The 25,839-nt window shown below is 42.1% G+C and carries 27 protein-coding genes, 1 tRNA gene and 1 other RNA gene; 24 read left to right on the forward strand and 5 right to left on the reverse strand.

Features of this window, described 5'->3' with window-relative positions:
* The first annotated feature begins 2 nt into the window (after window positions 1–2).
* The 10 genes from hisF to ABFG93_RS14990 all read left to right on the forward strand — a co-directional run bounded on the left by hisF (window position 3) and on the right by ABFG93_RS14990 (window position 8,749).
* Window positions 3–761, forward strand: coding sequence for an imidazole glycerol phosphate synthase subunit HisF (hisF, locus tag ABFG93_RS14945; RefSeq protein ID WP_347548822.1), 759 nt, complete (start codon window positions 3–5; stop codon window positions 759–761).
* Complete coding sequence (hisIE, locus tag ABFG93_RS14950; RefSeq protein WP_347548823.1) at window positions 758–1,390, forward strand: bifunctional phosphoribosyl-AMP cyclohydrolase/phosphoribosyl-ATP diphosphatase HisIE; 633 nt, start codon at window positions 758–760, stop codon at window positions 1,388–1,390. The genes hisF and hisIE overlap by 4 nt, the downstream gene beginning before the upstream one ends.
* Before the next feature lie 57 nt (window positions 1,391–1,447).
* Window positions 1,448–1,591, forward strand: coding sequence for a hypothetical protein (locus tag ABFG93_RS14955; protein WP_347548824.1), 144 nt, complete (start codon window positions 1,448–1,450; stop codon window positions 1,589–1,591).
* Window positions 1,592–1,755: 164 nt separating this feature from the next.
* Window positions 1,756–3,354, forward strand: a complete 1,599-nt coding sequence (locus tag ABFG93_RS14960; protein WP_347548825.1) for a tetratricopeptide repeat protein — start codon at window positions 1,756–1,758, stop codon at window positions 3,352–3,354.
* 109 nt (window positions 3,355–3,463) lie between these two features.
* Window positions 3,464–4,414 carry a thioredoxin-disulfide reductase gene (trxB, locus tag ABFG93_RS14965; RefSeq protein WP_347548826.1) on the forward strand — a complete coding sequence of 317 codons (951 nt, stop codon included), beginning with the start codon at window positions 3,464–3,466 and terminating at the stop codon, window positions 4,412–4,414.
* Between the two features lie 395 nt (window positions 4,415–4,809).
* Window positions 4,810–5,274, forward strand: a complete 465-nt coding sequence (locus ABFG93_RS14970; protein ID WP_347548827.1) for an 8-oxo-dGTP diphosphatase — start codon at window positions 4,810–4,812, stop codon at window positions 5,272–5,274.
* A gap of 43 nt (window positions 5,275–5,317) precedes the next feature.
* Window positions 5,318–6,205: an RNase adapter RapZ gene (gene rapZ, locus ABFG93_RS14975; protein ID WP_347548828.1), complete on the forward strand. Its 888-nt coding sequence runs from the start codon at window positions 5,318–5,320 to the stop codon at window positions 6,203–6,205.
* 4 nt (window positions 6,206–6,209) lie between these two features.
* Entirely contained in the window at window positions 6,210–7,175 is a 966-nt protein-coding gene (locus tag ABFG93_RS14980; RefSeq protein WP_347548829.1) for a gluconeogenesis factor YvcK family protein, read from the forward strand.
* Between the two features lie 46 nt (window positions 7,176–7,221).
* Window positions 7,222–8,163, forward strand: coding sequence for a DNA-binding protein WhiA (gene whiA / locus ABFG93_RS14985; RefSeq protein WP_347548830.1), 942 nt, complete (start codon window positions 7,222–7,224; stop codon window positions 8,161–8,163).
* A gap of 331 nt (window positions 8,164–8,494) precedes the next feature.
* Window positions 8,495–8,749 carry an HPr family phosphocarrier protein gene (locus ABFG93_RS14990; RefSeq protein ID WP_347548831.1) on the forward strand — a complete coding sequence of 85 codons (255 nt, stop codon included), beginning with the start codon at window positions 8,495–8,497 and terminating at the stop codon, window positions 8,747–8,749.
* A gap of 41 nt (window positions 8,750–8,790) precedes the next feature.
* On the opposite strand, the gene clpP is transcribed toward ABFG93_RS14990, so the two are convergent.
* Window positions 8,791–9,375 (reverse strand): ATP-dependent Clp endopeptidase proteolytic subunit ClpP, encoded by a 585-nt coding sequence (clpP, locus tag ABFG93_RS14995; RefSeq protein ID WP_347548832.1) that lies wholly within the window; start codon window positions 9,373–9,375, stop codon window positions 8,791–8,793.
* 164 nt (window positions 9,376–9,539) lie between these two features.
* A complete protein-coding gene (locus ABFG93_RS15000; RefSeq protein WP_347548833.1) occupies window positions 9,540–9,926 on the reverse strand; it encodes a hypothetical protein in 387 nt (128 codons plus the stop codon).
* A gap of 198 nt (window positions 9,927–10,124) precedes the next feature.
* On the opposite strand from ABFG93_RS15000, the gene ABFG93_RS15005 reads away from it, so the two are divergent.
* Window positions 10,125–10,203 (forward strand) — tRNA-Arg (locus ABFG93_RS15005).
* Window positions 10,204–10,349: 146 nt separating this feature from the next.
* Here ABFG93_RS15005 and ABFG93_RS15010 read toward each other — a convergent pair.
* Entirely contained in the window at window positions 10,350–10,631 is a 282-nt protein-coding gene (locus ABFG93_RS15010; RefSeq protein WP_347548834.1) for a hypothetical protein, read from the reverse strand.
* A gap of 189 nt (window positions 10,632–10,820) precedes the next feature.
* Here ABFG93_RS15010 and rpoN point away from each other — a divergent pair, with 189 nt between their 5' ends.
* The 13 genes from rpoN to ssrA all read left to right on the forward strand — a co-directional run bounded on the left by rpoN (window position 10,821) and on the right by ssrA (window position 24,435).
* Window positions 10,821–12,113 carry an RNA polymerase factor sigma-54 gene (gene rpoN, locus ABFG93_RS15015; protein ID WP_347548835.1) on the forward strand — a complete coding sequence of 431 codons (1,293 nt, stop codon included), beginning with the start codon at window positions 10,821–10,823 and terminating at the stop codon, window positions 12,111–12,113.
* 85 nt (window positions 12,114–12,198) lie between these two features.
* Complete coding sequence (locus ABFG93_RS15020; RefSeq protein WP_347548836.1) at window positions 12,199–12,435, forward strand: glutaredoxin family protein; 237 nt, start codon at window positions 12,199–12,201, stop codon at window positions 12,433–12,435.
* Window positions 12,436–12,585: 150 nt separating this feature from the next.
* Window positions 12,586–13,617: a sugar-binding transcriptional regulator gene (locus tag ABFG93_RS15025; RefSeq protein WP_347552860.1), complete on the forward strand. Its 1,032-nt coding sequence runs from the start codon at window positions 12,586–12,588 to the stop codon at window positions 13,615–13,617.
* Window positions 13,618–13,664: 47 nt separating this feature from the next.
* Window positions 13,665–14,675 (forward strand): type I glyceraldehyde-3-phosphate dehydrogenase, encoded by a 1,011-nt coding sequence (gene gap, locus ABFG93_RS15030; protein WP_347548837.1) that lies wholly within the window; start codon window positions 13,665–13,667, stop codon window positions 14,673–14,675.
* 131 nt (window positions 14,676–14,806) lie between these two features.
* Window positions 14,807–15,991, forward strand: coding sequence for a phosphoglycerate kinase (locus ABFG93_RS15035; RefSeq protein WP_347548838.1), 1,185 nt, complete (start codon window positions 14,807–14,809; stop codon window positions 15,989–15,991).
* 39 nt (window positions 15,992–16,030) lie between these two features.
* Window positions 16,031–16,792 carry a triose-phosphate isomerase gene (gene tpiA, locus ABFG93_RS15040; protein WP_347548839.1) on the forward strand — a complete coding sequence of 254 codons (762 nt, stop codon included), beginning with the start codon at window positions 16,031–16,033 and terminating at the stop codon, window positions 16,790–16,792.
* Window positions 16,785–18,317, forward strand: coding sequence for a 2,3-bisphosphoglycerate-independent phosphoglycerate mutase (gpmI, locus tag ABFG93_RS15045; RefSeq protein ID WP_347548840.1), 1,533 nt, complete (start codon window positions 16,785–16,787; stop codon window positions 18,315–18,317). Before tpiA ends, gpmI begins: the two co-directional genes overlap by 8 nt.
* A 26-nt stretch (window positions 18,318–18,343) precedes the next feature.
* Window positions 18,344–19,633: a phosphopyruvate hydratase gene (eno, locus tag ABFG93_RS15050; RefSeq protein WP_347548841.1), complete on the forward strand. Its 1,290-nt coding sequence runs from the start codon at window positions 18,344–18,346 to the stop codon at window positions 19,631–19,633.
* Window positions 19,634–19,793: 160 nt separating this feature from the next.
* On the forward strand, window positions 19,794–20,024 hold the full coding sequence (gene secG / locus ABFG93_RS15055) for a preprotein translocase subunit SecG (protein WP_098445013.1): 231 nt from the start codon (window positions 19,794–19,796) through the stop codon (window positions 20,022–20,024).
* A 282-nt stretch (window positions 20,025–20,306) separates the two neighbouring features.
* Window positions 20,307–21,053, forward strand: coding sequence for an alpha/beta hydrolase (locus tag ABFG93_RS15060; RefSeq protein ID WP_347548842.1), 747 nt, complete (start codon window positions 20,307–20,309; stop codon window positions 21,051–21,053).
* A gap of 33 nt (window positions 21,054–21,086) precedes the next feature.
* Entirely contained in the window at window positions 21,087–23,414 is a 2,328-nt protein-coding gene (gene rnr / locus ABFG93_RS15065) for a ribonuclease R (protein WP_347548843.1), read from the forward strand.
* 94 nt (window positions 23,415–23,508) lie between these two features.
* Window positions 23,509–23,976, forward strand: a complete 468-nt coding sequence (smpB, locus tag ABFG93_RS15070; RefSeq protein ID WP_347548844.1) for an SsrA-binding protein SmpB — start codon at window positions 23,509–23,511, stop codon at window positions 23,974–23,976.
* Between the two features lie 100 nt (window positions 23,977–24,076).
* Window positions 24,077–24,435, forward strand: a transfer-messenger RNA (tmRNA) gene (gene ssrA / locus ABFG93_RS15075).
* Between the two features lie 148 nt (window positions 24,436–24,583).
* Here ssrA and ABFG93_RS15080 read toward each other — a convergent pair.
* Complete coding sequence (locus tag ABFG93_RS15080; RefSeq protein WP_347548845.1) at window positions 24,584–24,829, reverse strand: monooxygenase family protein; 246 nt, start codon at window positions 24,827–24,829, stop codon at window positions 24,584–24,586.
* Window positions 24,830–24,956: 127 nt separating this feature from the next.
* The gene (locus ABFG93_RS15085) at window positions 24,957–25,838 is read right to left on the reverse strand and encodes a LysR substrate-binding domain-containing protein (protein WP_347548846.1); all 882 of its coding nucleotides are present in this window, start codon (window positions 25,836–25,838) and stop codon (window positions 24,957–24,959) included.
* Between the last annotated feature and the right edge of the window lies 1 nt (window position 25,839).

Genomic DNA, 25,839 nt, shown 5'->3' on the forward strand with positions numbered 1-25,839 from the left:
GGATGCTAACAAAGCGTATTATTCCGTGTCTTGATGTGAAAGATGGCCGCGTTGTAAAAGGGATCCAGTTTGTCGGCCTTCGAGATGCCGGTGACCCAGTCGAGCTTGCAAGAGCGTATGACAAAGAAGGGGCTGATGAGCTCGTCTTTCTCGATATTTCTGCTTCACATGAAGAAAGAGAGACGATGGTTGACGTCGTTCGCCAGGTAGCGGCTGAGCTTGCGATTCCGTTTACCGTTGGTGGCGGAATCAATAAACTGGAGGATATGAAGCGTGTTCTTCGCGCTGGAGCGGATAAAGTGTCGATGAACACGGCTGCAGTTCTTCGTCCTGAACTGATTGGGGAAGGCGCAGACTATTTTGGAACACAGTGCATGGTTGTTGCGATCGATGCGAAGTGGGAGGCGGATTCAAAATCCTGGCGCGTGTATACTCACGGTGGAAGAACTGCCACAGAGTGGGACGCTGTTGAATGGGCGATCAAAGCTCAGGAAATGGGAGCAGGTGAGATTCTGCTGACGAGTATGGATGCAGATGGTAGTAAAAATGGTTTTGATATTCCCTTAACAAAAGTAATTGGCGAAGCTGTATCCATTCCAGTTATTGCTTCTGGAGGCGCTGGATCTTCTGAAGACTTTTTAGAGGTTTTTGATGAGGCTTCAGCAGATGCTGCGCTGGCTGCTTCTATTTTTCACTATAAAGAAACCTCACTAGCGCATGTGAAAGATTACTTAAAACAAAACGGGGTGGCGATTCGATGAATACCGATATGATTCAATTTGATGAAAAAGGATTAGTTCCTGCAATTGTGCAGGATGCAACAAGTAAAGAAGTCCTGACACTTGCTTATATGAATAAAGAATCGCTTACGAAAACAATTGAAACAAAAGAAACGTGGTTTTATAGTCGTTCACGCGATGAGCTATGGCACAAAGGCGAAACGTCAGGAAACACTCAGACCGTAACAGATATTCACTATGACTGCGATCAAGACGCGGTACTCGTTTTTGTTAATCCAGCAGGACCTGCCTGTCATAAAGGGGACTACTCCTGCTTTTCCAATTCGTTAATGGAGAGCGAAGTGAAGGCTTCCGAAGATCGTTTCGCAATTCTAAATAAGCTTGAAGCAGTCATTGCAAAGCGTGAAGTGGAACGTCCTGATGGAGCTTATACAACATATCTCTTTACAGAAGGTGTTGATAAGATTCTGAAAAAAGTTGGCGAAGAAGCTTCTGAAGTTATCATTGCGGCTAAAAATCGTGATCTTGAGGAGTTAACCTGGGAATCCGCGGATTTACTTTTCCATCTTATGGTGCTATTAAGAGAACAAAAATGCTCCCTAGATGATGTGCTTTCTGTTCTTGAGAAGCGACACGCATCTAAAGACTGAAACTTTTACCCAACCTATTCGTAGAACAATTAAATTCGAATAGGTGAAATGGGGCGAATGGCAATGTTTGTAGGGTTTATGTTTGTTGGTCTCGCTATTGGATTGTTTCTTGGTGAACCTGGTCCGGGTGTACTGCTTGGAATGGGCGTAGGGTTTATTGCTGATGAAATTAAGAAACGGAAAGATAAGATGTGGAAATAAAAACGAGCTTACTGGCTCGTTTTTATTATGGAAAAAGATAAGATAAGTCTAATAGCCAGTTTTTTCTATACACTTTCATTTATGAAATGAAGCCGATGTATGTTATAATTTTGAACGGATGTGACTGGTTTTGGAAATATTTTTAAGAAATAGTGGGGGAAAACATGAGGAAAGAACTTCATGCTTCTTCGGAAATGAAAGGTCGGCTGATTCCGTTCGTTCAGAACGGAGATTATTTTTTTAAAAAGGCAATGAGAGCCTATCAGCAACGGAACCTTGATAAAGCAAGACAGCACCTTGAACGTGCTGTTAAGCTTGCTCCCGAAGAAGTCGATTATATATGTCAACTAGCAGCGGTACTGGCGGAATTAGGTGAATACGAAGCATCAAACGAGTGGCTGACATTTGTTCTTGACGATCTGGATCCTGACTTTTACGAATGCTATTTCTATCTAGCAAACAACTATGCGCATATGGGTCTATTTAAGCAGACAGAAGAATATGCAAGAGCCTATCTTGAAAAAGAACCAGATGGTGAGTTTATAGAAGATGCGGAAGAACTGGTTGACCTTATTCTGTTTGAGAAATCCGAGGATATGCCTGAAGAGATTGACGAAGAGGAAAAGCTAATTCAAGAGCATGAAGAAGCTCGGAAGGCAATTGAAACAGGTCGTTTTGCTGAAGCGATTGAATTGCTAGAGCACATGACGAATGGCTATCCTGAATTCTGGCCAGCTTACAATAATCTTGCGCTTGCTTATTTCTATAATGAACAATATGAAGAAGCGATCGAAGTACTCGATGTTGTGCTGACTAAAAATGAGGGGAATTTAAATGCGGTATGTAATCTTGCATTGTTTTATGATTTCCTTGGACAACATGTGAAGCGTGATCTGATGGTTGAGCGGTTAAAGAATGTCTATCCCATTCATCCAGATCATTCGTATAAGCTTGGCAGCACGTTCGGTTTTCTTGGTGAGCATAAGCTAGCCTTACACTGGCTCCGTAAAGTAGAAATCACGCGTGGTGTGTGGGATATTCCGTTCTATCATTGGATTGCCGTTTCTGCTTTTCAGCTTGACCGATTAGATCTTGCAAAACGTTACTGGGAAAAGATTCTGCAACTTGATCCTTCAAGCAGTATCGCAGAAGTTCATCTCTCTGAATTAGAAAGCGGCACTCTTGAGAAAGAACGTGTAAGCTATCGCTCTCAAACGCCTCATGTAGAATTGAAGCAGGAGGAAAAGCATGAGTATCATGCACGTATGACCCATCTCATGCTTCTTTATACAAGACGTGATCCAGAAGGTGCTTCGATTCTTCAATCGTATTGTAAGCGAAAGGATGAGCCGCTTCTAATTAAGGAACTCTCTGCCTATATCGCTTTGTCAATTTCCGGCGAGCCGGTTCATGTGGTGGAGGATGGTGGCAGCTATACGGCGCAACGGCTGACTGATTTTCCTGAATACGTTTTGGCAGGTATGAGAGTGATTGCAGAGCTTGAACAAGCAGACATAACTGACACAGATTTGCATGAGCTAATTGCAAGGATCTGGCTGCCCTGCTATGTTAAACTTTCATATAGCGGTGATGGTTTCCAGAATGCGAAAGGAACAGCAGCTGCCATGCTTTATATGTGGGAAAAGGTGAATGAGACGAACGTATCTCAGCTTGAGATTGCAAAAGCATTTGGTATTTCTAGTTCAACCGTTTCTACGTATCGTAAAAAGCTAACCCGTTTACTCGAGCCTGAAGTGCTGTGAGCAATCTGATAGACTTTTTAATGATGATCAGATATGATTTTGAATAAGAAACATTCTTCTTTAATAATAAATATAATTAATTTCTATGATCGTGAAGGAAGTGAAGCAGATGAGTGAAAAAATTTATGATGTCATTATTGTCGGTGCCGGACCTGCAGGTATGACTGCAGCTGTATACACTTCTCGTGCTAATCTCGATGTTCTAATGATCGAACGCGGGATTCCGGGCGGACAAATGGCGAATACAGAAGATGTAGAAAACTATCCAGGGTTTGACAGTATTCTTGGACCGGATCTTTCAACGAAAATGTTCGAACACGCTAAGAAATTCGGCGCACAGTACCAATATGGCGATGTGAAAGAAATTCGTGACAATGGGGACTATAAAACGGTTGTTTCTGGTAATCAGGAATTTCATGCAAAAGCGATTATCGTCACAAGTGGTGCTGAATACAAGAAAATTGGTGTACCAGGAGAAGCTGAATATAGTGGCCGCGGGGTTTCTTACTGCGCTGTGTGTGATGGTGCATTCTTTAAGAACAAAGAGCTTGTGGTTGTTGGCGGGGGAGACTCTGCTGTTGAAGAGGGCGTTTATTTAACACGCTTCGCTTCTAAAGTAACAATTGTTCATAGACGTGATCAGCTTCGCGCACAGAAAATTCTTCAACAACGTGCGTTTGATAATGAGAAAATCGATTTCATCTGGAACCATACCGTGAAAGAAATCCTTGGTGAAAATGGTAAAGTGACGAAAACACTTCTTGTGAACACGGTAACTGGGGAAGAACGTGAATTTAGCGCAGATGGTGTCTTTATTTACATCGGTATGCTTCCACTAAATCAAGCTGTTAGCGGTCTTGATATTACGAATGAAGAAGGTTACATTGTAACTGACGAAAACATGGCAACAAAAGTGCCAGGTATTTATGCAGCGGGAGATATCCGCGACAAAATGCTTCGCCAGATTGTAACAGCAACAGGAGACGGTAGTAATGCTGCACAGTCTGTTCAGCATTACATCGAGTCACTCGAAGACGCCGGTAAAAAAGCGTTTGTTTAATAACGAGGCTGAACAGAAATACAAAAGCAGAGAATCTCAGGATTCTCTGCTTTTTCGACATGTTTCGGGTGATTTCTGGTAGTGCCTGTCACTTTGACAGACACCCGTAATTCGGTTTTAATTTTGTTGTAACAGCAGTGAAACAATAATGGGATATACTATATATAGATTTGACCCCCCCTTTAAAATAATTTACATTTTGCACGGGCATTTGCTCCGTGCTCTTTTTTTGCAGCGATTTATCCTTCTTATAGTAGCCGCTGATTTTTCTTCTTCAACCCGCTCTCATTGTTCATGATAAGCAATCATAGTATACTATGAATAGAAAATCTTGAAGTCTGTATATACACGGACTCTCGTATAAAAAATCGGATTGCCGAATTGAGGTGACAATTGTGCAACGCGTAACAAACTGTATTTTAAACGACGAAGCCCATGATCGAGTACTCTTATTGAAAAAACCAAGACGTGGATGGTGGGTTGCACCAGGTGGGAAAATGGAATCGGAAGAATCGATTCGTGATTCGGTGATTCGAGAGTTTCGAGAAGAAACAGGTGTGTATTTAAAAAACCCAAAACTTAAAGGTATTTTCACGTTCATTATTAAAGAAAATGACGTAACGAAATCTGAATGGATGATGTTTACTTTCCTTGCGACAGAATATGATGGAGAGCCGGTTGAAAAGTCGGAAGAAGGCATAGTTTCCTGGATAAAGACAGACGAAGTGAGTGAACTTCCAATGGCTCCAGGTGATTATCATATCCTTGATTATATGATGAAAGGTCACGGCATTATTTATGGAACTTTCACGTATACGCCAGATTTCAAGCTGCTTTCTTATAGACTTGACCCGTCTTAAAGTAGGGTGATACTAAGAGAAACTGAGAAATGGAGTGGGGAAAATGACCGAATCTAAAGATAAGCGTATCCATATGGTCATTATTACGGGAATGAGTGGCGCCGGAAAAACGGTAGCGATGCAATGTTTTGAGGATATTGGTTATTTCTGTATCGATAATTTGCCGCCAACACTTTTACCGAAATTTGTTGAAATGGTTGATGGATCAGACGGGAAGTTGAACAAGGTAGCACTTGTGATGGACCTGCGCGGTGGTGCTTTCTTCGAGCATCTTGTAGAAGCTGTCGATCACCTCGGTGTTCATGATAAGCTCGATGCGGAAATTCTATTCCTTGATTCAAAGGATTCTACTCTTGTTCAACGCTATAAAGAAACGAGAAGATCTCATCCCCTTGCACCAGAAGGACTCCCACTCGAAGGAATCAAGCGAGAAAGAGGTATGCTTGAAGAACTTAAGGGACGGTCCCAACAAATTATTGATACGAGTGATATTAAACCGGTTCAGCTCCGCGAGAAAATTATGGATCGCTTCTCTAATAACGAAAAAGAAAATTTCGGAGTTAACGTCATGTCTTTCGGATTTAAATATGGAATTCCGATTGATGCTGATCTTGTCTTTGATATTCGTTTTCTACCCAATCCTCATTATGTGGAGCATTTACGTCCAAAAACAGGAGTAGACGAAGAAGTCGCGAACTATGTATTTAAGTGGAAAGAAACACAGACATTTCTTGATAAATTGATTGATATGCTGGCCTATATGCTTCCCCAATATAAAAGAGAAGGGAAAAGTCAGCTCGTGATTGGAATTGGTTGTACGGGTGGCAAGCACCGATCGGTTGCATTTGCCGAATATATCGGCCATCATTTCGAACCGGAGTACCGTACCAATATTACGCATAGGGATGTTGAAAAAGGAAAGGGTCATTAAATATATGGATGACACGAATCTGCCAAAAGTCGTTGTCATTGGCGGTGGAACAGGATTGTCGGTGCTACTTCGTGGACTCAAAAAATTCCCTGTCGACATTACAGCGATTGTCACAGTCGCAGATGATGGGGGAAGTTCAGGACGATTGCGTGACGAGTTTGATATTCCTCCTCCTGGTGATGTGCGAAACGTTATTACTGCTTTATCAGAAGTTGAACCTCTTCTTGAGGGACTGATGCAACATCGTTTTAAGAATGGGAATGGTCTTTCAGGCCATTCGCTAGGTAATTTGATGCTTGCTGCAATGACAGACATTACGGGTGACTTTGTTCAGGGTGTAAGAGAAATGTGCCGGGTACTTAACGTGCGCGGTAAAGTACTACCTGCTTCGAATCAAAGTGTTGTTCTACATGCTGAAATGCGTGATGGAACATTTGTCAAAGGCGAATCTCAAATTCCAAAAACGAACAAAAAAATTAAGAAGGTCTTTCTCTCACCTCCGGGTATTAAAGCCCTTCCAGAATCTCTACAGGCAATTCGTGAAGCAGACCTGATTGTACTAGGTCCCGGAAGCCTTTATACAAGCATACTGCCAAACTTACTTGTACCTGGAATTGCGCATGAAATTCAACATGCTAAAGCGAGGAAAGTATACGTGTGTAATGTTATGACGCAGCTTGGTGAGACGGAGAATTATACAGCGAGTGACCATGTGAAGGCGCTCATTGATCACATCGGCTATAAACTTATGGATACCATTATTGTAAATGAACAAATGATTCCAGCTTTTTATGCAAAACGCTATGCTGAAGAACGTGCAGAGGTTGTGCAATATGACGAAAATCGTCTAAAGAGCTTTGGTTTTCATGTAATCAGTGATAAAATTATCCAATACGATGAGCAATATATACGCCACGATGCGAAAAAGATATCGTCGATTCTTTTATCTTTATTAAACGATAAAAAGTGATGATGAAGGGTCAGTGGGGCCCCTGCATGGAAAAGGGGGGATGGTAATGTCGTTTGCTGCTGATACAAAGAAAGAGTTAACTCAATTAGAAAGTAAGCCCTGTTGTGCGAGATCAGAGCTTGCAGCATTAATTCGAATGAATGGATCAATATCGTTTGGAAACAGACAATTGATTTTAAACATTCCAACGGAACATGCTGCCATTGCAAGAAGGATTTATACACTAATAAAGCGGATCTATCATTATGATGTAGAATTACTTGTCCGTAAAAAAATGCGTCTAAAGAAGAACAATGTTTATATTGTTCGCGTGTCAGCAAAAGCGAGAGAACTCCTTGAGGATCTTGGTATTATGGATAACGCTTTTACCTTCACAAGAACGATTCCGAAAGATTTTACGAAAAAATCCTGCTGCAAACGCTCTTATTTAAGAGGGGCTTTTCTAGCAGGTGGATCTATTAACCATCCTGAAACTTCTTACCATCTAGAGATTTTCTCAATGTATGAAGAACATACTGAATCGCTTTGTGAATTGATGAATGATTTCGGGTTAAACGCCAAAATGCTTGAACGGAAAAAAGGGTACATTGTTTATATTAAAGAAGGCGAGAAAATCACAGAATTCCTCAGTGTAGTTGGCGCTCATCGGGCGTTGTTGTATTTTGAGGATGTTCGAATTATGAAGGACATGCGTAATTCCGTTAACCGGATTGTGAACTGTGAAACGGCCAACCTGAATAAAACAGTTGGCGCAGCTTTCCGCCAGGTTGAGAATATTCGTTTTATCCAGAGGGAAGTCGGGCTTGAAATACTTCCAGACAAATTAAGAGAGATTGCTGAACTTCGTGTGAAACATCAGGATGTTACTCTGAAAGAGCTTGGTGAAATGGTAACTGGGGGAGCGATTAGTAAATCTGGTATTAATCATCGGCTTAGGAAAATTGACCAGATTGCTGACAAACTTCGTTCTGGGAAACCAATCTCATAACCACCATAAATAAGAAAATGAAGGCTTCCACCTTATGGTGGATAGCCAGGTTTTCTAATCCATATCGGGATAAGAAAAACGACTTCCACGATCATTTTGTGGAAACACGTTTTTCTAAATTTTTCTGAGGTTAAGATAGCGCTTACTTATTTTAAAAGATAAGAAAGTATAGAATTCAGTGATGTCGAGCTCCAGGGCCCAGGTTTTCCGAGTCGCTTGACCTTTCGCTCTGAACACATGTTCAAATCGAAAGGTTCTAGCGCTTGTTGGACCTAAAAGGGCACTTGCGCTTTTCTTATCAGCTGTTTGAAATAAGAGGAGGAATGGACAAGTGGTTCAAAAAGAAGTGGTCGTTACATTGGATACAGGATTACAAGCACGACCTGCGGCGCTTTTCGTGCAGGAAGCCAATCGATTCAACTCAGACATTTTTCTTGAAAAAGATGGAAAGAAAGTAAATGCAAAGAGCATTATGGGGATTATGAGTCTTGCTGTTGGTACTGGAGCTTCAGTGGTACTTACAGTTAAAGGTAACGATGAAGAAGACGCTATTTCATCACTGATTGATTTTGTTCAAAAAGACTAAAAAAACGCCTTTCCCAATTGGGAAAGGCGTTTTTAAGCTGCTTATGCTTTTTTCTCCATTACTTCATCAATCAAACCATACTCTTTCGCTTCGGTTGCTTCCATGAAACGGTCACGGTCTGTGTCACGATCAATTTGTTCAATCGGTTGACCAGTGCGGTCAGAAAGAATCTTGTTAAGCTTTTCACGCATTTGAATGATGCGCTTCGCATGGATTTCAATATCAGACGCTTGACCCTGTGTACCACCAAGCGGTTGGTGAATCATAACTTCACTGTTAGGAAGTGCATAACGCTTTCCTGGTTCACCTGAGGCTAGTAGGAATGCGCCCATTGAAGCTGCCATACCAATACAGATGGTTGAAACTTTTGGTTTAATAAACTGCATTGTATCATAGATCGCCATACCGGCTGTAATTGAGCCACCCGGGCTGTTGATGTAAAGAGAGATGTCTTTATCAGGGTCTTCAGCTGCAAGAAACAAGAGCTGAGCTACTACTGCGTTTGAAACGTTGTCGTCAATCGCTGTTCCGAGCATAATGATACGGTCCTTAAGAAGACGAGAATAAATGTCGTACGCTCTTTCACCGCGGTTTGTTTGTTCAATTACCGTTGGAATTAAAACCATTCTAAATTCCTCCCTTATATTCGTTGGATATGTAGTTGCTGTACGTTCATCATACCTAAAAGGTCAATATAGGTCAAATGATGTGCTGTTCAATTTTCATAAAGTTTTAAAGGGAGCTAAATACCCCTGTCCACCTACATCCATTTTCCCCGCATCCCTGTATTTTAAACGGAGGGAGTGTTCCTTTTTTTAAAGCGGCTGTCCGCTAAAAAGTAAGCTGTTATTCTTCTTTCAACCTGGTTTCTAATTTGAACGGAGGTGTATCGGTACGTTTGATTATAGCCGCGGCAGTATACCTTGCAAATGACAATATCCTCTTTAGTATCTTCTACCGAAACACGAATTCCCCTGTCATGAAGAATGGATTTCGCATGCTTTAGATCAGAAGAAGCAAGTGAAAAGGCATAACGAATCAGTTCCAGGTAAGGGCGTGGAAGCTTCATTTTTGAATGCTGAATCCATTTCGTATCGAGCTCCAGCACTCTTTTTAAGTATGGAAGCAACAAATAATTCCGTATTGCCTCTGACTCTTCTTTACTTAATTGGAACATGAAAGTCACCGCCTATAAGAACGTGTGTTTGGTGTAACCTTACTATGAGACAATTGAGACGTCAAGAACATAAGGGAAGGTAAAAAGTAGAAGCGGGACTCTTTGACTTGTTTTGCAGGTGAAAGGCAGGATAGAAGCGAAAAAGCATCTTGCAAAATAAAAAATGATCACGTATAATTATCCTTGCGCTTAAGATGCGCGCCCGTAGCTCAGTAGGATAGAGCGGTGGTTTCCGGTACCGCGTCAGTCGGGGGTTCGAATCCCTCCGGGCGCACCATATACATATTTCCAATCCCTATCGCTGATGCGGTGGGGATTTTTCTATAGTATATGCTTTGGTTTGCTTCTAAAGCCATCGGTTGCACGCGATTCTTGCAAAAAAAAGAAGAGTAGAACTCGTCCACTCTAATGTTCAATGGCTTCCTAACTTGGCTTGTCTTCTTCACTGTTTTGTCCTTTGCTATTTGCTCCATTCATCGTGTGTTTGAAGCCCGAGTGCATTCCAGTAGCGCATAGTCCAAGCCATAACCCTATTAAAAAGGCTTTCTTCAAATTTTCCGGTTCCACATAAATATAGCTCATTACAATTCCGATCCCAATTGAAAGCAATGGGAGGAACCTTGCCGGAAAACCAAACATCTTGAAGAGGTGTACAACTCCGATAATGACTGGAAGCAAAGCAATTCCATAAACAGTTAAATCCATGGTTTTTGCCTCCTTTTCTCTCTATAGAACAGTTTATGTAGAAATGTGACAATGTGAAGGGCATATTCATCAAAATGATAGAAAATAGTGTCGAATGGAACGGGTAAATAACTGAAAATTCTGGTCATTATCTCTTTTTCCATACCATAAGCTGAAGCATTATAGTATGATGAAAGTGGAGGGATTGCGATGGAATTAGGATTGATACAAAAGCAGACAACGAAACTTGTCATGACAACCCAGTTGCAACAAGCGATTTCCATTTTGCAGTATTCTACTGCAGAATTAATGGAGTATGTAAAAGAACAGGCGCTTGAAAATCCTCTCATCGAATTACAAACCCCGTCGTGGGATAGGGGAGTCAGATCTTCCAGGCGCTCTTATAGCGGAGTAAAACAGGATCCAATTGAATATGCCGAAACAAGAAGAAGTTTGCATGATGAGCTTCATGAACAGGCAAGATGTTTAAAGTTATCCAAAAAGATAGCAGGAATTGTCCATTATTTAATCGATAATATTGATGAGACAGGTTATCTAAGAATAAATGACTTTGAAGTGATGCAGATCCTTAAGGTGCGTGATAGTGAATTAGAAGAAGCGGTTCGGCATGTTCAATTGCTCGACCCTGTTGGCATAGGAGCCCGTTCGTTGTCGGAATGTCTTTATTTACAATTAAATGAAACTGGAACTATGCATGAACTGGCTAGAAATTTAGTGAGTGAAAATTTGAAAGCGTTAGCAAGTAAGAAATACAAAGAACTTTCTAAACAGTATCGTGTATCGATTGAAGACATACAGCGAGCTGCTGATCTGATTGCAACACTTGATCCTCGTCCGGGTTCAAAATGGTTTTTTGAAAAGGCTTCTTTTGTAGTGCCTGATGTTATGATTCAAATGAAAGAGGGAAGTTATGTCGTTACGCTATTAGATGATGAATTGCCTGCTTTGAAGGTAAGCAATGCTTACCGCTCCTTCGAGACCAATGAAGCTGCTCACTATTTAAGAGATAAATATCAGCAGGTTACCTGGCTTCTAAAGAGTATTGAACAAAGAAAGCAGACACTCAGGTCAATCATGGGTGTATTTATTGCCCACCAGCAGGGTTTCTTAAGGGACGGAATAAGTGAACTTACGCCAATGACTCTAAAGGAAGTGGCGATAGAGGCAGATGTACACGAATCTACAGTCAGCCGAGCTATTAAAAGCAAATATGTTCAGACACCTCATGGTCTTTATGCTTTAAAAGACTTATTTACTTCAAAGCTTGCAGGAGAATCAATCGAAGGGACTTCTTCTTCGAGTGTAAAATTACTGATTAAAGAACTTGTTGAGAAGGAGGATAAATTAAAGCCTCTTTCGGATCAAAAAATCGTAGAAGCACTTCATATTCAAAAAGGTGTGAAAGTTTCGAGACGAACAATCGCTAAATATAGAGATGAGTTAAACATAGTAAGTTCCTCTAAACGAAAGCGATTCGTGTAACAGCTGCATTAATTGCAGCTGTTTTTTTGCACAATAATCTTGCTACCGTTAAACTGAAATAGATATGGAAAGGGGGGGTTAACGGTTGAGTAAATCGGTTATCTTATATACGAAAGAGGCCTGTCCACTTTGTGAAAAAGCCCACCATCTTCTAGAGGATCTTCAAAGAGAAATTCCATTTTCTTTAAACATTGTTGATATTTATCAGGATGATCAGTTTCTTGAGAAATATATGCTCATGATTCCAGTGGTTGAAATAGATGCAGAAATAGTGGAATATGGTCGAATATCAAAAAAATCCATAAGAAAACGCTTACTTTAAAATTTTCAGTATAACACAGTTGCCCATGCATTTGGCAACTGCTACAATGAAAATTGTAAGAAGTTCTTTTTGATCCAGGTGGGACTGAAAATGTCTAAGCGGGACATTATGCGTCTCGTGGAAAAGGAAGAACCACAGGGGAGACGAATTATGCGCTCATTATTGTCACTTCAACAAAAACTATTACCAGATATGCTGGAAGTCATGATTAAGCGTTACCGAGTTCTTAGACAGCTCCGGCTAATGCAGCCGATTGGGCGCCGAAGTCTAGCGAACAGTCTTGAGATTACAGAGAGAGTGCTTCGTAGCGAAGTGACCTTCTTAAAAGACCAGGGTTTACTTGAAATGTCTGTACAGGGCATGCACCTGACAGAGGAAGGTGAACAGCTTTTGATGGAGCTTGAACCTGTTATGAATGAAGTATCGGGTCTCGATAATCTTGAGGAACGCTTGAAAGAAAAGCTTGGCATTCCAGAAGTATTTATTGTACCTGGTGATAGTGATGTTACTCCCTGGGTGAAGAAAGAAATGGGTAGAGCCGCTGTGGGACGCTTGAAAAGTTTTCAGCTCAACGATAGAGTCATTGCTGTAACAGGCGGTACCACACTCGCGGGTGTAGCCGATATGATGATCCCTTCTTCAGATATGAAGGGCACCCTGTTTGTACCGGCCCGTGGAGGTCTCGGGGAACAGGTGGAAAATCAGGCTAATACGATTTGCGCGAAGATGGCGCGAAAAGCCCATACCGACTATCGCTTACTACATGTTCCAGATCAATTGAGTGAAGAAGCCTATCAATCTTTAATTGAAGAACCTGGCGTCAAAGATATCCTTGAAATTATCAAGTCCGCCGGTATTGTGGTTCATGGGATTGGAGAAGCTAGAACAATGGCGGAAAGGCGCAAATCCACACTTGATGTGATCGACAAAATCGAGCAGGAGCACGCAGTCGCTGAAGCGTTCGGTTATTACTTCGACCAGTCTGGGGAAGTTGTTCACAAAGTGAAGACGATCGGACTACAGCTCGAGGATTTGGAACGAAGCGAATTAGTCATTGCGGTAGCCGGCGGCCGTTCAAAAGCAAAAGCAATCGAAGCCTATCTTAAGACAGGGATTCAAAGTATCCTTGTTACTGACGAAGGCGCCGCCAAAGCGTTACTAGAGGGAAATTCCCTTTATTAAATAAAACACACCTCGGGAAACGAGGAAATTCAAGGAGGAACTACACAATGGCAACAACAAAAGTAGGTATTAACGGTTTTGGACGTATTGGACGTAACGTATTCCGTGCAGCACTAAACAATCCTGGTGTTGAAGTCGTGGCAGTAAACGACCTCACAGATGCAAACATGCTTGCACACCTTCTTAAATATGACACTATTCATGGAGAGCTTAATGTAGAAGTTGAAGTTAATGGCGAGAACCTCGTAGTTAACGGAACTGAAATCAAAGTTCTTTCAGAGCGCGATCCTGCACAACTTGGATGGGGCGATCTTGGTGTTGAAGTGGTTGTTGAATCTACTGGACGTTTCACAAACCGTGAAGACGCTGCTAAGCACCTTGAAGCAGGAGCAAAGAAAGTTGTTATCTCTGCACCAGCTAAAGACGAAGACATCACAGTAGTTCTTGGTGTTAACGAAGATAAGTACGATGCAGCTAACCACCACGTTATCTCGAACGCATCTTGTACGACAAACTGTCTAGCACCAGTTGCTAAAGTATTGAACGATAAGTTCGGTATCAAGCGTGGTCTAATGACAACTGTTCACTCTTATACAAACGATCAGCAAATTCTTGATCTTCCACATAAAGACTACCGTCGTGCTCGTGCAGCAGCGGAAAACATCATCCCAACATCTACAGGCGCTGCAAAAGCAGTATCTCTAGTACTTCCTGAGCTTGATGGTAAGTTAAACGGTATGGCTATGCGTGTTCCAACTCCTAACGTATCTATCGTTGACCTTGTAGCTGAACTGGATGCAGACGTATCTGTTGATGAAGTAAATGCTGCACTTAAAGAAGCTGCTGAAGGCGATCTTAAAGGATACCTTGGCTTTAGCGATGAGCCACTTGTATCAAAAGACTATAACGGTAACCCGAACTCTTCTATTGTAGACGGTCTATCTACAATGAACATCGAAGGTAATCTTGTTAAAGTTATCTCTTGGTACGACAATGAGTGGGGCTATTCTAGCCGCGTAGTAGATCTTGTCGACTACATTGCTGCAAAAGGGCTATAATAAGAATTGTTAATAGAGGAGGAGGAAGTCTTGAGCCTTCCTCCTTTTCCATTGTATTTTTAAAGATATAGCTTTATTTAAAGGGTTAGGTTTTCAACCTTTTAAAACTTTGTGCAGAGGAGGACATCGTGATGAACAAAAAGTCAATTCGTGATGTTGATTTAAAAGGCAAAAAGGTTTTTTGCCGCGTTGATTTTAATGTACCTATGGAGAATGGTAAGGTAACGGATGAAACGCGGATCAGAGCAGCACTTCCGACAATTCAGCACTTATCTGATCAAGGAGCAAAGGTGATTCTTGCGAGCCATCTTGGGCGCCCTAAAGGTGAAGCTGTTGATGAGCTTCGACTGGATCCTGTTGCAGACCGCTTGAGTAATCTTATTGGTAAAACAGTTACAAAAACTGATGCTGTGTACGGTGAAGAAGTAGACCGTGCTATTGCTGATCTTCAAGATGGTGAACTTCTTCTTATTGAGAACGTACGTTTTGAAGCTGGAGAAGAGAAGAATGATGAAGAGCTTGCGAAGAAATTTGCTGCAATGGCAGATCTTTACGTAAATGATGCTTTTGGCGCTGCACACCGTGCTCACGCTTCTACAGAAGGCATTGCTCATCATATCCCTGCTGTAGCTGGTTTCCTTATGGAAAAAGAACTTGAGGTTCTTGGAAACGCGCTTTCTGATCCTTCTCGCCCGTTTACTGCTATTATCGGCGGAGCGAAAGTTAAGGATAAAATCGGTGTCATTGATCACCTGCTTGATAAAGTAGACAATTTGATCATTGGTGGCGGTCTTGCTTATACATTCCTTAAAGCACTTGGACATGAAGTTGGTCTATCTCTTCTTGAAGAAGATAAGATTGATCTAGCAAAATCGTTCATGGATAAAGCGAAAGAAAAAGGCGTTAATTTCTATATGCCACAAGATGTCATTATTGGTGACGATTTCTCAAACGATGCTAACACGAAAGTGGTAAGCATTGAGGAAATTCCTTCTGACTGGGAAGCGCTAGATATCGGACCGAAAACAAGAGAAACGTATAGCAAAGTCATTGCGGAGTCAAAGCTCGTTATTTGGAACGGCCCTATGGGTGTGTTCGAACTAGAAGTATACGCTAACGGTACGAAAGCCGTAGCTGAAGCTCTAGCGAATGCTAATGACACGTATTCTGTTATCGGTGGAGGAGATTCTGCAGCAGCTGTTGAGAAATTCGGCTATGCGGATCAAATGAGTCATATCTCTACTGGCGGCGGTGCATCTCTTGAATTCATGGAAGGTAAAGAACTTCCTGGCGTCGTAGCACTTAACGACAAATAATATACTTATGTTTAATCTAATAAAGGATGGTGAGTGAACATGCGCAAACCAATCATCGCAGGTAACTGGAAGATGAACAAAACACTTACTGAAACAAAAAGCTTTGTTGACGAAGTGAAAGGACTTATTCCTGATGGCGATCGCGTAGATTCCGTCGTCTGTGCTCCCGCTCTTTTCCTTGATTATTTAACGGATGAGCTAAAAGGAACATCACTTCAAGTAGGTGCTCAAAATATGCACTTTGAAGAAAACGGCGCGTTTACAGGCGAAATTAGCCCTGTGGCACTTAACGATCTTGGAGTCGGCTATGTCATTCTTGGTCACTCTGAACGTCGTGAGCTATTTGGTGAAACAGACGAAGTTGTTAACCAGAAGACTCATGCAGCGTTCAAACATAACTTAACACCAATTATCTGTGTCGGTGAAACGCTTGAACAGCGTGAAAGCGACGTTACTGAGGATATTGTAAAAGCACAAGTTCAAAAAGCAATTGCTGGATTAACAAATGAACAGGTAGCTCAATCCGTTATCGCATATGAGCCAATCTGGGCAATTGGTACCGGCAAAACAGCGACAAGCGATCAAGCGAATGATGTATGTTCGTTTATCCGCGGCGTCCTTAAAGACGAAACTTCTGACGAAACAGCTAATGCGGTCCGTATCCAATATGGCGGCAGTGTGAAACCTGGTAACATTGACGAGCTTATGGGTAAATCCGACATTGATGGAGCTTTAGTTGGCGGCGCAAGTCTTGATGCAAAATCTTTCCTTCAGCTGTTGGAGGCTGGTCAGAATGCCTAAAAAGCCAGAAGCTTTAATCATCCTTGATGGTTTTGGCCTAAGGGATGAGGAAAAAGGAAATGCCGTAGCACATGCAAACAAGCCTAATTTTGACCGTTATTGGAGTCAGTACCCACACGCAACCCTACAAGCGAGTGGCAAAGCAGTAGGACTTCCTGACGGACAAATGGGTAACTCAGAAGTGGGTCACTTGAATATTGGCGCTGGTCGTATTGTCTATCAAAGCTTAACAAGAGTAAACCTTTCAATCGAAGAAGGCGACTTCTTTGAGAATGAAACGTTTCTTGAAGCAATGGACCATGTGAAGAAGAAAGGGACAAGCCTACACTTGTTCGGACTTCTTTCTGACGGTGGTATTCATAGTCACATTAAACACCTTTTTGCGCTACTAGAGCTTGCTGCTAAGCAGGGAGTTGAAAAGGTGTATGTACATGGTTTCCTCGATGGCCGTGATGTTGGTCAACAATCTGCTAAAACCTACATTAAGCAGCTTGAGGAGAAAATGGAAGAAGTTGGCGTTGGTCGTCTAGCGACGGTTTCTGGCCGATATTATTCCATGGACCGCGACAAGCGTTGGGATCGTGTTGAGAAGTCTTACCGTGCCCTGGCATACGGTGAAGGTCCTTCTTATACAAACCCTTACGAGTTAGTTGATGACAACTACAACAACGAAATTTACGATGAGTTCGTTCTCCCTTCTGTCATGACAGAAGAAGACGGATCACCGATTGCAACGGTGAACGATGATGATGCAGTTATTTTCTTTAACTTCCGTCCTGACCGTGCAATCCAGATTTCCCAAGTCTTCACGAATGATGATTTCCGCGGATTTGATCGAGGAGAAGAACGTCCGAAGAATCTCCACTTTGTGTCACTGACTCGTTTTAGTGAAACAGTTGGAGGCGACGTAGCTTTCAAACCAACAAACCTTGATAATACACTTGGTGAAGTATTAGCTCAGCAGGACTACACGCAGCTGCGCATTGCTGAGACTGAGAAATACCCTCACGTTACTTTCTTCTTTAGCGGTGGTCGCGAAGAAGAGTTTCCTGGGGAAGAGCGTATTCTTATCGACTCTCCGAAGGTTGCAACCTATGACTTGAAGCCGGAGATGAGTGCCTACGAAGTGACGGACGCGTTACTGAAAGAACTCGATGCCGATAAGCATGATGCGATTATCTTGAATTTTGCTAACCCTGACATGGTCGGGCATTCCGGAATGCTTGAACCAACAGTTAAAGCGATTGAAGCTGTTGACGAATGTCTTGGTAAGATCGTTGATAAGATCACAGAAAAAGGCGGGCATGCCATCATTACTGCTGACCACGGCAACTCTGATGAGGTCACGACGCTTGAGGGCGATGCTATGACCGCTCATACTACGAATCCTGTACCTGTTATTGTAACGAAAAAAGGTGCTGAGCTTCGCACAGATGGTATTCTTGCGGACCTTTCACCTACGCTTCTCGAGTTGCTTGGCGGCAAGCAACCGAAAGACATGACAGGAAAATCATTAATTAAATAACATATATTTAAAGGAGATGACACGTTATGCCAATCATTACTGACGTATATGCACGCGAAGTCCTTGACTCCCGCGGCAACCCAACAGTTGAAGTTGAAGTATTTACAGACGCAGGCGTAAAAGCACGCGCAATGGTACCATCCGGTGCATCCACTGGAGAATACGAAGCAGTTGAACTTCGTGATGGCGACAAAGGCCGTTACCTTGGAAAAGGTGTCGAAAAAGCCGTATCCAACATTAACGAAACAATCGCACCAGAGCTAGTAGGTATGAGCGTTTATGACCAGCTTGGTATCGACCACATGATGATCGACCTTGATGGTACTGATAACAAAGGTAAGCTAGGCGCTAACGCTATTCTTGGCGTTTCTATGGCTGTTGCTCGTGCTGCTGCTGAAGAGCTTGAACTACCGCTTTATGTTTACCTTGGTGGATTCAATGCAAAAACTCTTCCAACACCAATGATGAACATCCTTAACGGTGGAGAGCACGCTGATAATAACGTAGACATTCAGGAATTCATGGTTATGCCTATTGGCGCACCTTCTTTCAAAGAAGCACTTCGCACAGGTGCGGAAATTTTCCACAGCTTGAAAGGTGTTCTTAAAGAAAAAGGTCTTAACACTTCTGTTGGTGACGAAGGTGGGTTCGCTCCAAACCTTGGTTCAAACGAAGAAGCAATCCAAACGATCATTGAAGCAATCGAAAAAGCGGGCTACAAGCCTGGCGAAGAAGTTATGATTGCTCTTGACGTAGCATCTTCTGAAATCTACAGCGACGGTAAATACAACCTTGCTGGTGAAGGTGTAGTGAAGACTTCTGATGAGATGATCGAATTCTACAGCCAGCTAGTTGAAAAGTATCCAATCATCTCAATCGAAGATGGTCTTGATGAAAACGACTGGGAAGGTTGGGAGAAGCTTACTCAAGCGCTTGGGGAGAAAGTTCAGCTTGTTGGTGACGATCTCTTCGTTACAAACACAAACAAACTTTCTGAAGGTATTGAGCGTAGCGTAGGTAACTCGATCCTTATCAAAGTGAACCAGATTGGTACACTTACTGAAACATTTGATGCTATTGAAATGGCGAAGCGTGCTGGTTACACAGCTGTTATCTCTCACCGTTCTGGTGAAACAGAAGATACAACAATCGCTGACATCGCTGTTGCAACAAATGCTGGACAAATTAAGACAGGCGCACCGTCTCGTACGGACCGCGTTGCAAAATACAACCAGCTTCTTCGTATCGAAGATGAACTTGAGCACCTTGCAATCTACGGTGGTCGTTCTAGCTTCTACAACCTTGATAAGAAGTAATTTAGTAACAATCCCCGCGTGAAAACGCGGGTTTTTTTTGTAAGCTATTCTAAAAAGCTGTTGATTGGAATTTCGAGTATTCCTGAAACATATTGCTTTTATTGAATTTATTATGGTAAATTTATAGTATTGGAAAGGTTATAGTCCGGGAGGTGGAATCATGCATCTTGCAGCAACCATTGCGTTAGTAATCGTTTCGATCTTATTAATCACTGTCGTATTGCTTCAATCTGGTAAAAGCGCCGGTTTATCTGGAGCGATTACAGGTGGAGCTGAACAGTTATTCGGAAAACAAAAGGCCCGCGGATTTGAAGCGGTTTTAAATAAAGTAACGGTCGTATTAGCCGTATTGTTTTTTGTTCTTTCAATTCTCGTTGCGTATCTCGTGTAACGTGACTGAGGAAGCAGCAGGTGTGATTCACCTGCTGCTTTTTTCATTTGAATATATGGTTTTTTGTCGAATGAGAGAGGGAAAGACAGAAGGGACTAATTTCTTTTGTCTTCCAATTGAAAAAGGTAAAATACAGCTAGGTTCATAAAGTGAACCATCAAATATAAAGGTCAATAAAACCAGCGAGAAGCCCATGATTGACTTGAGGTAGAGGTGGAATAAGTAAACTTTTTGAAGGCAAAACTAATGAGTGGACTTTGAGTAGTTGAAGGAGGATACATCATGAAAGTAGTTGCACCAAAGCCATTTACATTCGAAGGAGGCAATCGAGCGGTCTTGATGTTACATGGCTTCACAGGAAATTCTGCAGACGTCCGGATGATGGGACGTTATTTGCAGGAAGAAGGTTATACATGTCATGCTCCTCAGTATGAGGGACATGGTGTCCCGCCGGAGGAATTAGTACATACTGGCCCTGAAGACTGGTGGAAGAACGTAACTGAGGGATATGAAAAGCTCAAAAACATGGGGTATGATGAGATTGCTGTTGTCGGGTTGTCTCTTGGAGGCGTATTTTCTTTAAAGCTCGGTTATACTGTTCCTGTAAAGGGAATCGTGCCCATGTGCGCTCCGATGGATATGAAAGATGAAGAAACAATGTATCAAGGTGTTCTTTCTTATGCGAGAGAGTATAAGAAGTTTGAACGAAAAGATCCTAAGCAAATTGAAGAAGAAATGGAAGCTTTTAAAGAAACGCCAATGAACACACTCGGTGCACTTCGAGATCTTATTTACGATGTGCGCGATAACATTGACATGATTTACACACCAACATTTGTGGTCCAGGCAAGGCACGATGAAATGATTAACACAGAAAGCGCTAACGTTATTCATGACAATATTGAAGCAGATGAGAGAAGCCTTAAATGGTATGAGAACTCGACACATGTTATTACGCTTGGTAAAGAGAAGGACGAGTTACATAAAGATGTTCTATCTTTTCTAAATGGTTTGGATTGGTCAGAATAACAAGGTATTTTTAAAGAAAGAAGGTGGAAGACAATGGCAGAAGAACATTATCAAAAGATATTGAGCTTCATGAAGGACGAGGCATACAAGCCTCTTACCGTACAAGAACTTGAAGAAGTATTTGGTCTTAAAGATTCCAGCGAATTTAAGGAATTTGTACAAACACTTAATGGAATGGAAGATGAAGGATTAATCGTCAGAACACGCAGCAACCGCTATGGTATTCCAGAAAAAATGAACTTGGTTCGCGGGAAGCTTCAGGTACATGCAAAAGGATTTGCCTTTCTCATTGCTGATGATAATACCGGTGAAAAAGATGTATACATTAATCAGGGAGATTTAGAAGGAGCGATGAATGGGGACCGTGTTATTGCCCGTTTACATCAAAAATCGTCGGGGACGCGTCCTGAGGGAACAGTCATCCGTATTATTGAGCGTGGCGTAAAACGCACGGTCGGTACGTATTCTGATAGCAAACATTTTGGTTTCGTGATTGCCGACGATAAACGAATCCCGCATGATATCTTTATCCCCAAAGGTTTGACAAACGGTGCGGTTGACGGTCACAAAGTTGTTGTGGAAATCACTAAATATCCCGAAGGCCGCATGAGTGCTGAAGGACGAATTACAGAGATCCTCGGTCATAAAAATGATCCAGGCGTTGATATCCTCTCTATCATTTATAAACATGAACTCCCAGGTGAGTTCCCTGATGCAACGATGCAGCAGGCAAATGATACCCCTGATCAAATCGATGAGAAGGAAATCAAAGGAAGACGTGACTTGCGTGAAGAAACTATTGTTACAATTGATGGTGCAGATGCGAAAGACCTTGATGATGCTGTTAACGTTGTTAAGCAACCAAACGGTAATTACAAGCTAGGTGTTCACATTGCGGACGTGACCTACTATGTAACGGAGAACTCTCCAATTGATCAGGAAGCGCTTGAGCGTGGTACAAGTGTGTATCTTGTTGACCGCGTAATTCCGATGATCCCTCACCGTCTATCAAATGGAATATGTAGTTTAAATCCTCAGGTAGATCGTCTAACGATTTCATGCGAAATGGAAATTTCTCCTCAAGGTGAAGTTGTGAATCATGAAATTTTCCCTAGTGTGATTCGAACGAATGAGCGAATGACTTATACAGACGTTCGTAAAATTCTCGAGCGTGAAGATGATGAAGTGCTTGAGCGTTACAAATCCCTCGTGCCTTTCTTTGATGGGATGGGCGAGCTTGCAGAAATCTTAAGAAAAGGCCGCTTTGAGCGCGGAGCAATTGACTTTGACTTTGCTGAAGCGAAAGTACTTGTCGACGAAGAAGGAACACCTCAGGAAATTGTTCAGCGTGAACGTTCTGTTGCGGAACGTCTGATTGAAGAATTCATGCTCGTAGCGAACGAAACCGTCGCACAGCACTTCCACTTCATGGATGTGCCGTTCATGTACCGTATCCATGAAGACCCTGATGCCGACAAGCTGAACACGTTCTTTGAGTTTATTACGAACTTTGGTTACGTAATGAGAGGGAATGCAAACACGGTTCACCCGCGTGCCCTGCAGAAGCTTTTAGAAGAAGTGAAGGGTGAACCAGAAGAAGCGGTTATCAGTAAAGTGATGCTCCGTTCCATGCAGCAGGCTAAATATTTCCCTGAAAGTCTTGGTCACTTCGGATTATCAACTGATTTCTATACACATTTCACATCACCAATTCGCCGTTATCCAGATTTGATCGTGCATCGTTTGATTCGTACCTACCTGTTTGAGAAAAAGCTTGATAACAGTACGATCTCAAAATGGAACGAGTCGCTTGGTGAAATTGCTCAGCATGCATCAGCGATGGAGCGTCGTGCAGTGGATGCTGAACGTGAAACAGACGATTTGAAAAAAGCGCAGTTTATGCAAGATAAAATTGGGGAAGAGTTCGAAGGTGTCATTAGTGGCGTAACGAACTTTGGTTTGTTCGTTGAACTTCCAAATACGATTGAAGGCCTCGTTCACGTGAGTTACTTAACAGACGACTATTACCATTACGATGAAGGTTCTTATGCGATGATTGGTGAACGAACTGGTAATGTGTATCGGATTGGTGATGAAATTGCCATTCGCGTGCTGAATGTAAACATTGATGAGCGTGCGATCGACTTCGAAATTGTTGGCATGAAGCCACCGAAAGAACGTCGAAGAAGAGAGAGTCCTAAAGTCATTGAAGGCGGAAAACGTAAAAAGCGCGGCAATTCGAAGAAGACCACGGATGCTGGTGCTAAGAAACGCAAATTCTCCCCACCGAAAGATGGTCAGGGATCGAAAAAGAAGCCGAAAAACAAAAAGAAAAAGCGTAAAAATAACAACGTTAAATAGAATGAATCCAATCATGATGGTCGGAGTAAGTCATCTTGACTTATTCTGACCAAATTGATATACTGGAGTTCGACGTTTGAGAGGGGGGACGGTCATGCCAAAAGGTGATGGTGGACTAATTGCACAAAATAAAAAAGCCAGACATGATTATTCAGTTATTGAAACCTATGAAGCTGGATTGGTTCTACAGGGAACAGAGATCAAATCCATCAGGGCAAGACGCGTAAACCTGAAAGACTCTCACGCCATTATTCGTAAAGGCGAGATTTTTCTTTTGAATATGCACATCAATGAATATGAGCAGGGGAACCGTTTTAATCACGATCCAACCCGTACTCGTAAACTATTGATGAAGCGCAAAGAGATTGACAAGCTGATTGGCCTTACAAAGGAACAGGGGTATACGATTATTCCTCTTAAAGTCTATATTAAGAATGGCTACGCGAAAGTTCTTCTTGGTCTTGCAAAAGGTAAGAAGAAGTACGACAAGCGTCAGGATTTGAAAGATAAGACGATGAAGCGTGAAGTTGATAAAGCGTTGAAAGAGCGTCAGCGGATATAGTTTCCATTTGATTGGAAGTCTTTATATGTTATAATTAAATTACCGAAACAACACAACTAAGCTTAACTGCTTACCCGTTTTCGGTTCTCATTTCTAATATGGGGACGTTACGGATTCGACAGGGGTAGGTCGAGCTTAAGTCGCGAGTCGAGTTGGCGAGCTTCGTTAAAAACGCCATGCCTATAACTGGCAAAGAAAACAACAACTTCGCACTAGCAGCGTAAGCTGTTTTGCGGTTCCTCCCTCCATCGCCCATGTGGTAGGGTAAGGGACTCAACTTAAGTGGGATACGCCAACAATCCACCGTCTGAGGAAAGTTGGAAGAGATTAACCAGACTAGCTGCAAAGACGCCTGTCGTTAGGCAGAATTGTAGTGAAATACTAATATATCGACTACACTCGTAGAAGCTTAAGTGCCGATACTTCTGGACGTGGGTTCGACTCCCACCGTCTCCACCAAATATATATTTGGTGGTTTTTTATTTGGAGAAATAATCATGTTTAGATAAAAGACAGCTAGAGCGTAAGTGGATGTTCATACGCCCTGGCTGTTTTTCGTTATTAAGCTTTCTCAGAACTAGTGCTGTGAAGTCGTTTTTTAAAGGAGTTAGCGTGAGAAGTTGGCGGTTAAGTGAGCTGGGCCATGAGCATAAGCGTGCAAGTCGTCCGGTGAACGCCAGTATTGGACGGGTAGTGTCGTTCGTAGGCTAAAGAAGTTCTCCATCGATAGACACCCTAAATCCCTGTTCATACTAAGCTCACGAATCATGGCAGGCATGGCTAGAAACACAGGAAACCATTTATGGATTGCCCACCACTGATTAACACGCATACCAATCAGAAATACCACCACTTCCTGCCCTTCATCCACCGTATATCGGCCTGAATAGTATACACAATGACAGATATAAAGAGAAGTTTTTTTGAATAAAAAACCGCCTAATAGTCGGCGATTGGAGGACTTAAGTTGTTGCTCAATTCTAAATTGTTTTAGATGATATGTAATTAATAAAAGCACGTGACGCATAAGAAATATATTTTTCTTTTCGGAGGATAATACCCAGGTCCCATGGGATGGATGGTTCTTTAATTGGAATGGGTGTAATGTGCTCCTGATTAATTTTTCGTAAAATGGACTTCGGGAAAAAGGTGACGCCGAGATTGTGACTTACCATATCACTAATGAAGTCCCATTGTGAACTCTCATAAGAAATTTGTGGTTCAAACCCTGCATTTCGGCATTGTTCAATCATTTGATCGTGGAGCATGAAGTCCTCACTGAAAAGAATGATCCTTTCATTTCGTAAATCGCGTATAGTGACAAAGCTTTGTTCGGCTAGGGGGTGTGAGGTATGAACGAACAGCATCAATTCCTCTGAAGTAAAGGGAAGTGTCTCAAATTTGGTTTCATTCACGGGTAGTAGTCCTACAGCAAAGTCCAGTTCGCCTTCTAGTATTTTTTGCTGGGCGATATTGGCTCCGTGCTCCACCAGTTCGATCGTGATTTCAGGATAACTTTCCTGAAATCCCTTAATAATCGTTGGAAAATAGAGCGCTCCAATAAGTGGAGGAAGACCTACCTTGATATGTCCTTTTTTAAGGTTCATCATGTCGTACAAATGAGAAGACAGGTCGTCAACCATGTTCAATATTTTTTCTCCCTGTAGAAATACGATTTTTCCAGCATCTGTGAGTTCACTCGACCTTGCCGAACGATCGAGTAATTCCACCTCCAGCTCCGATTCTAGACTTTTTACCATTTTACTCAATGTAGGCTGTGAGATGTAGAGCGATTGGGAGGCTTTAGTAAAGCTTTTTTGTTTCGCAACTTCAACAAAGTAGGCAAGTTGTTTAATGTCCATT

The organism is Pseudalkalibacillus hwajinpoensis, from assembly GCF_039851965.1.
Taxonomy (GTDB): domain Bacteria; phylum Bacillota; class Bacilli; order Bacillales; family Guptibacillaceae; genus Guptibacillus; species Guptibacillus hwajinpoensis_E.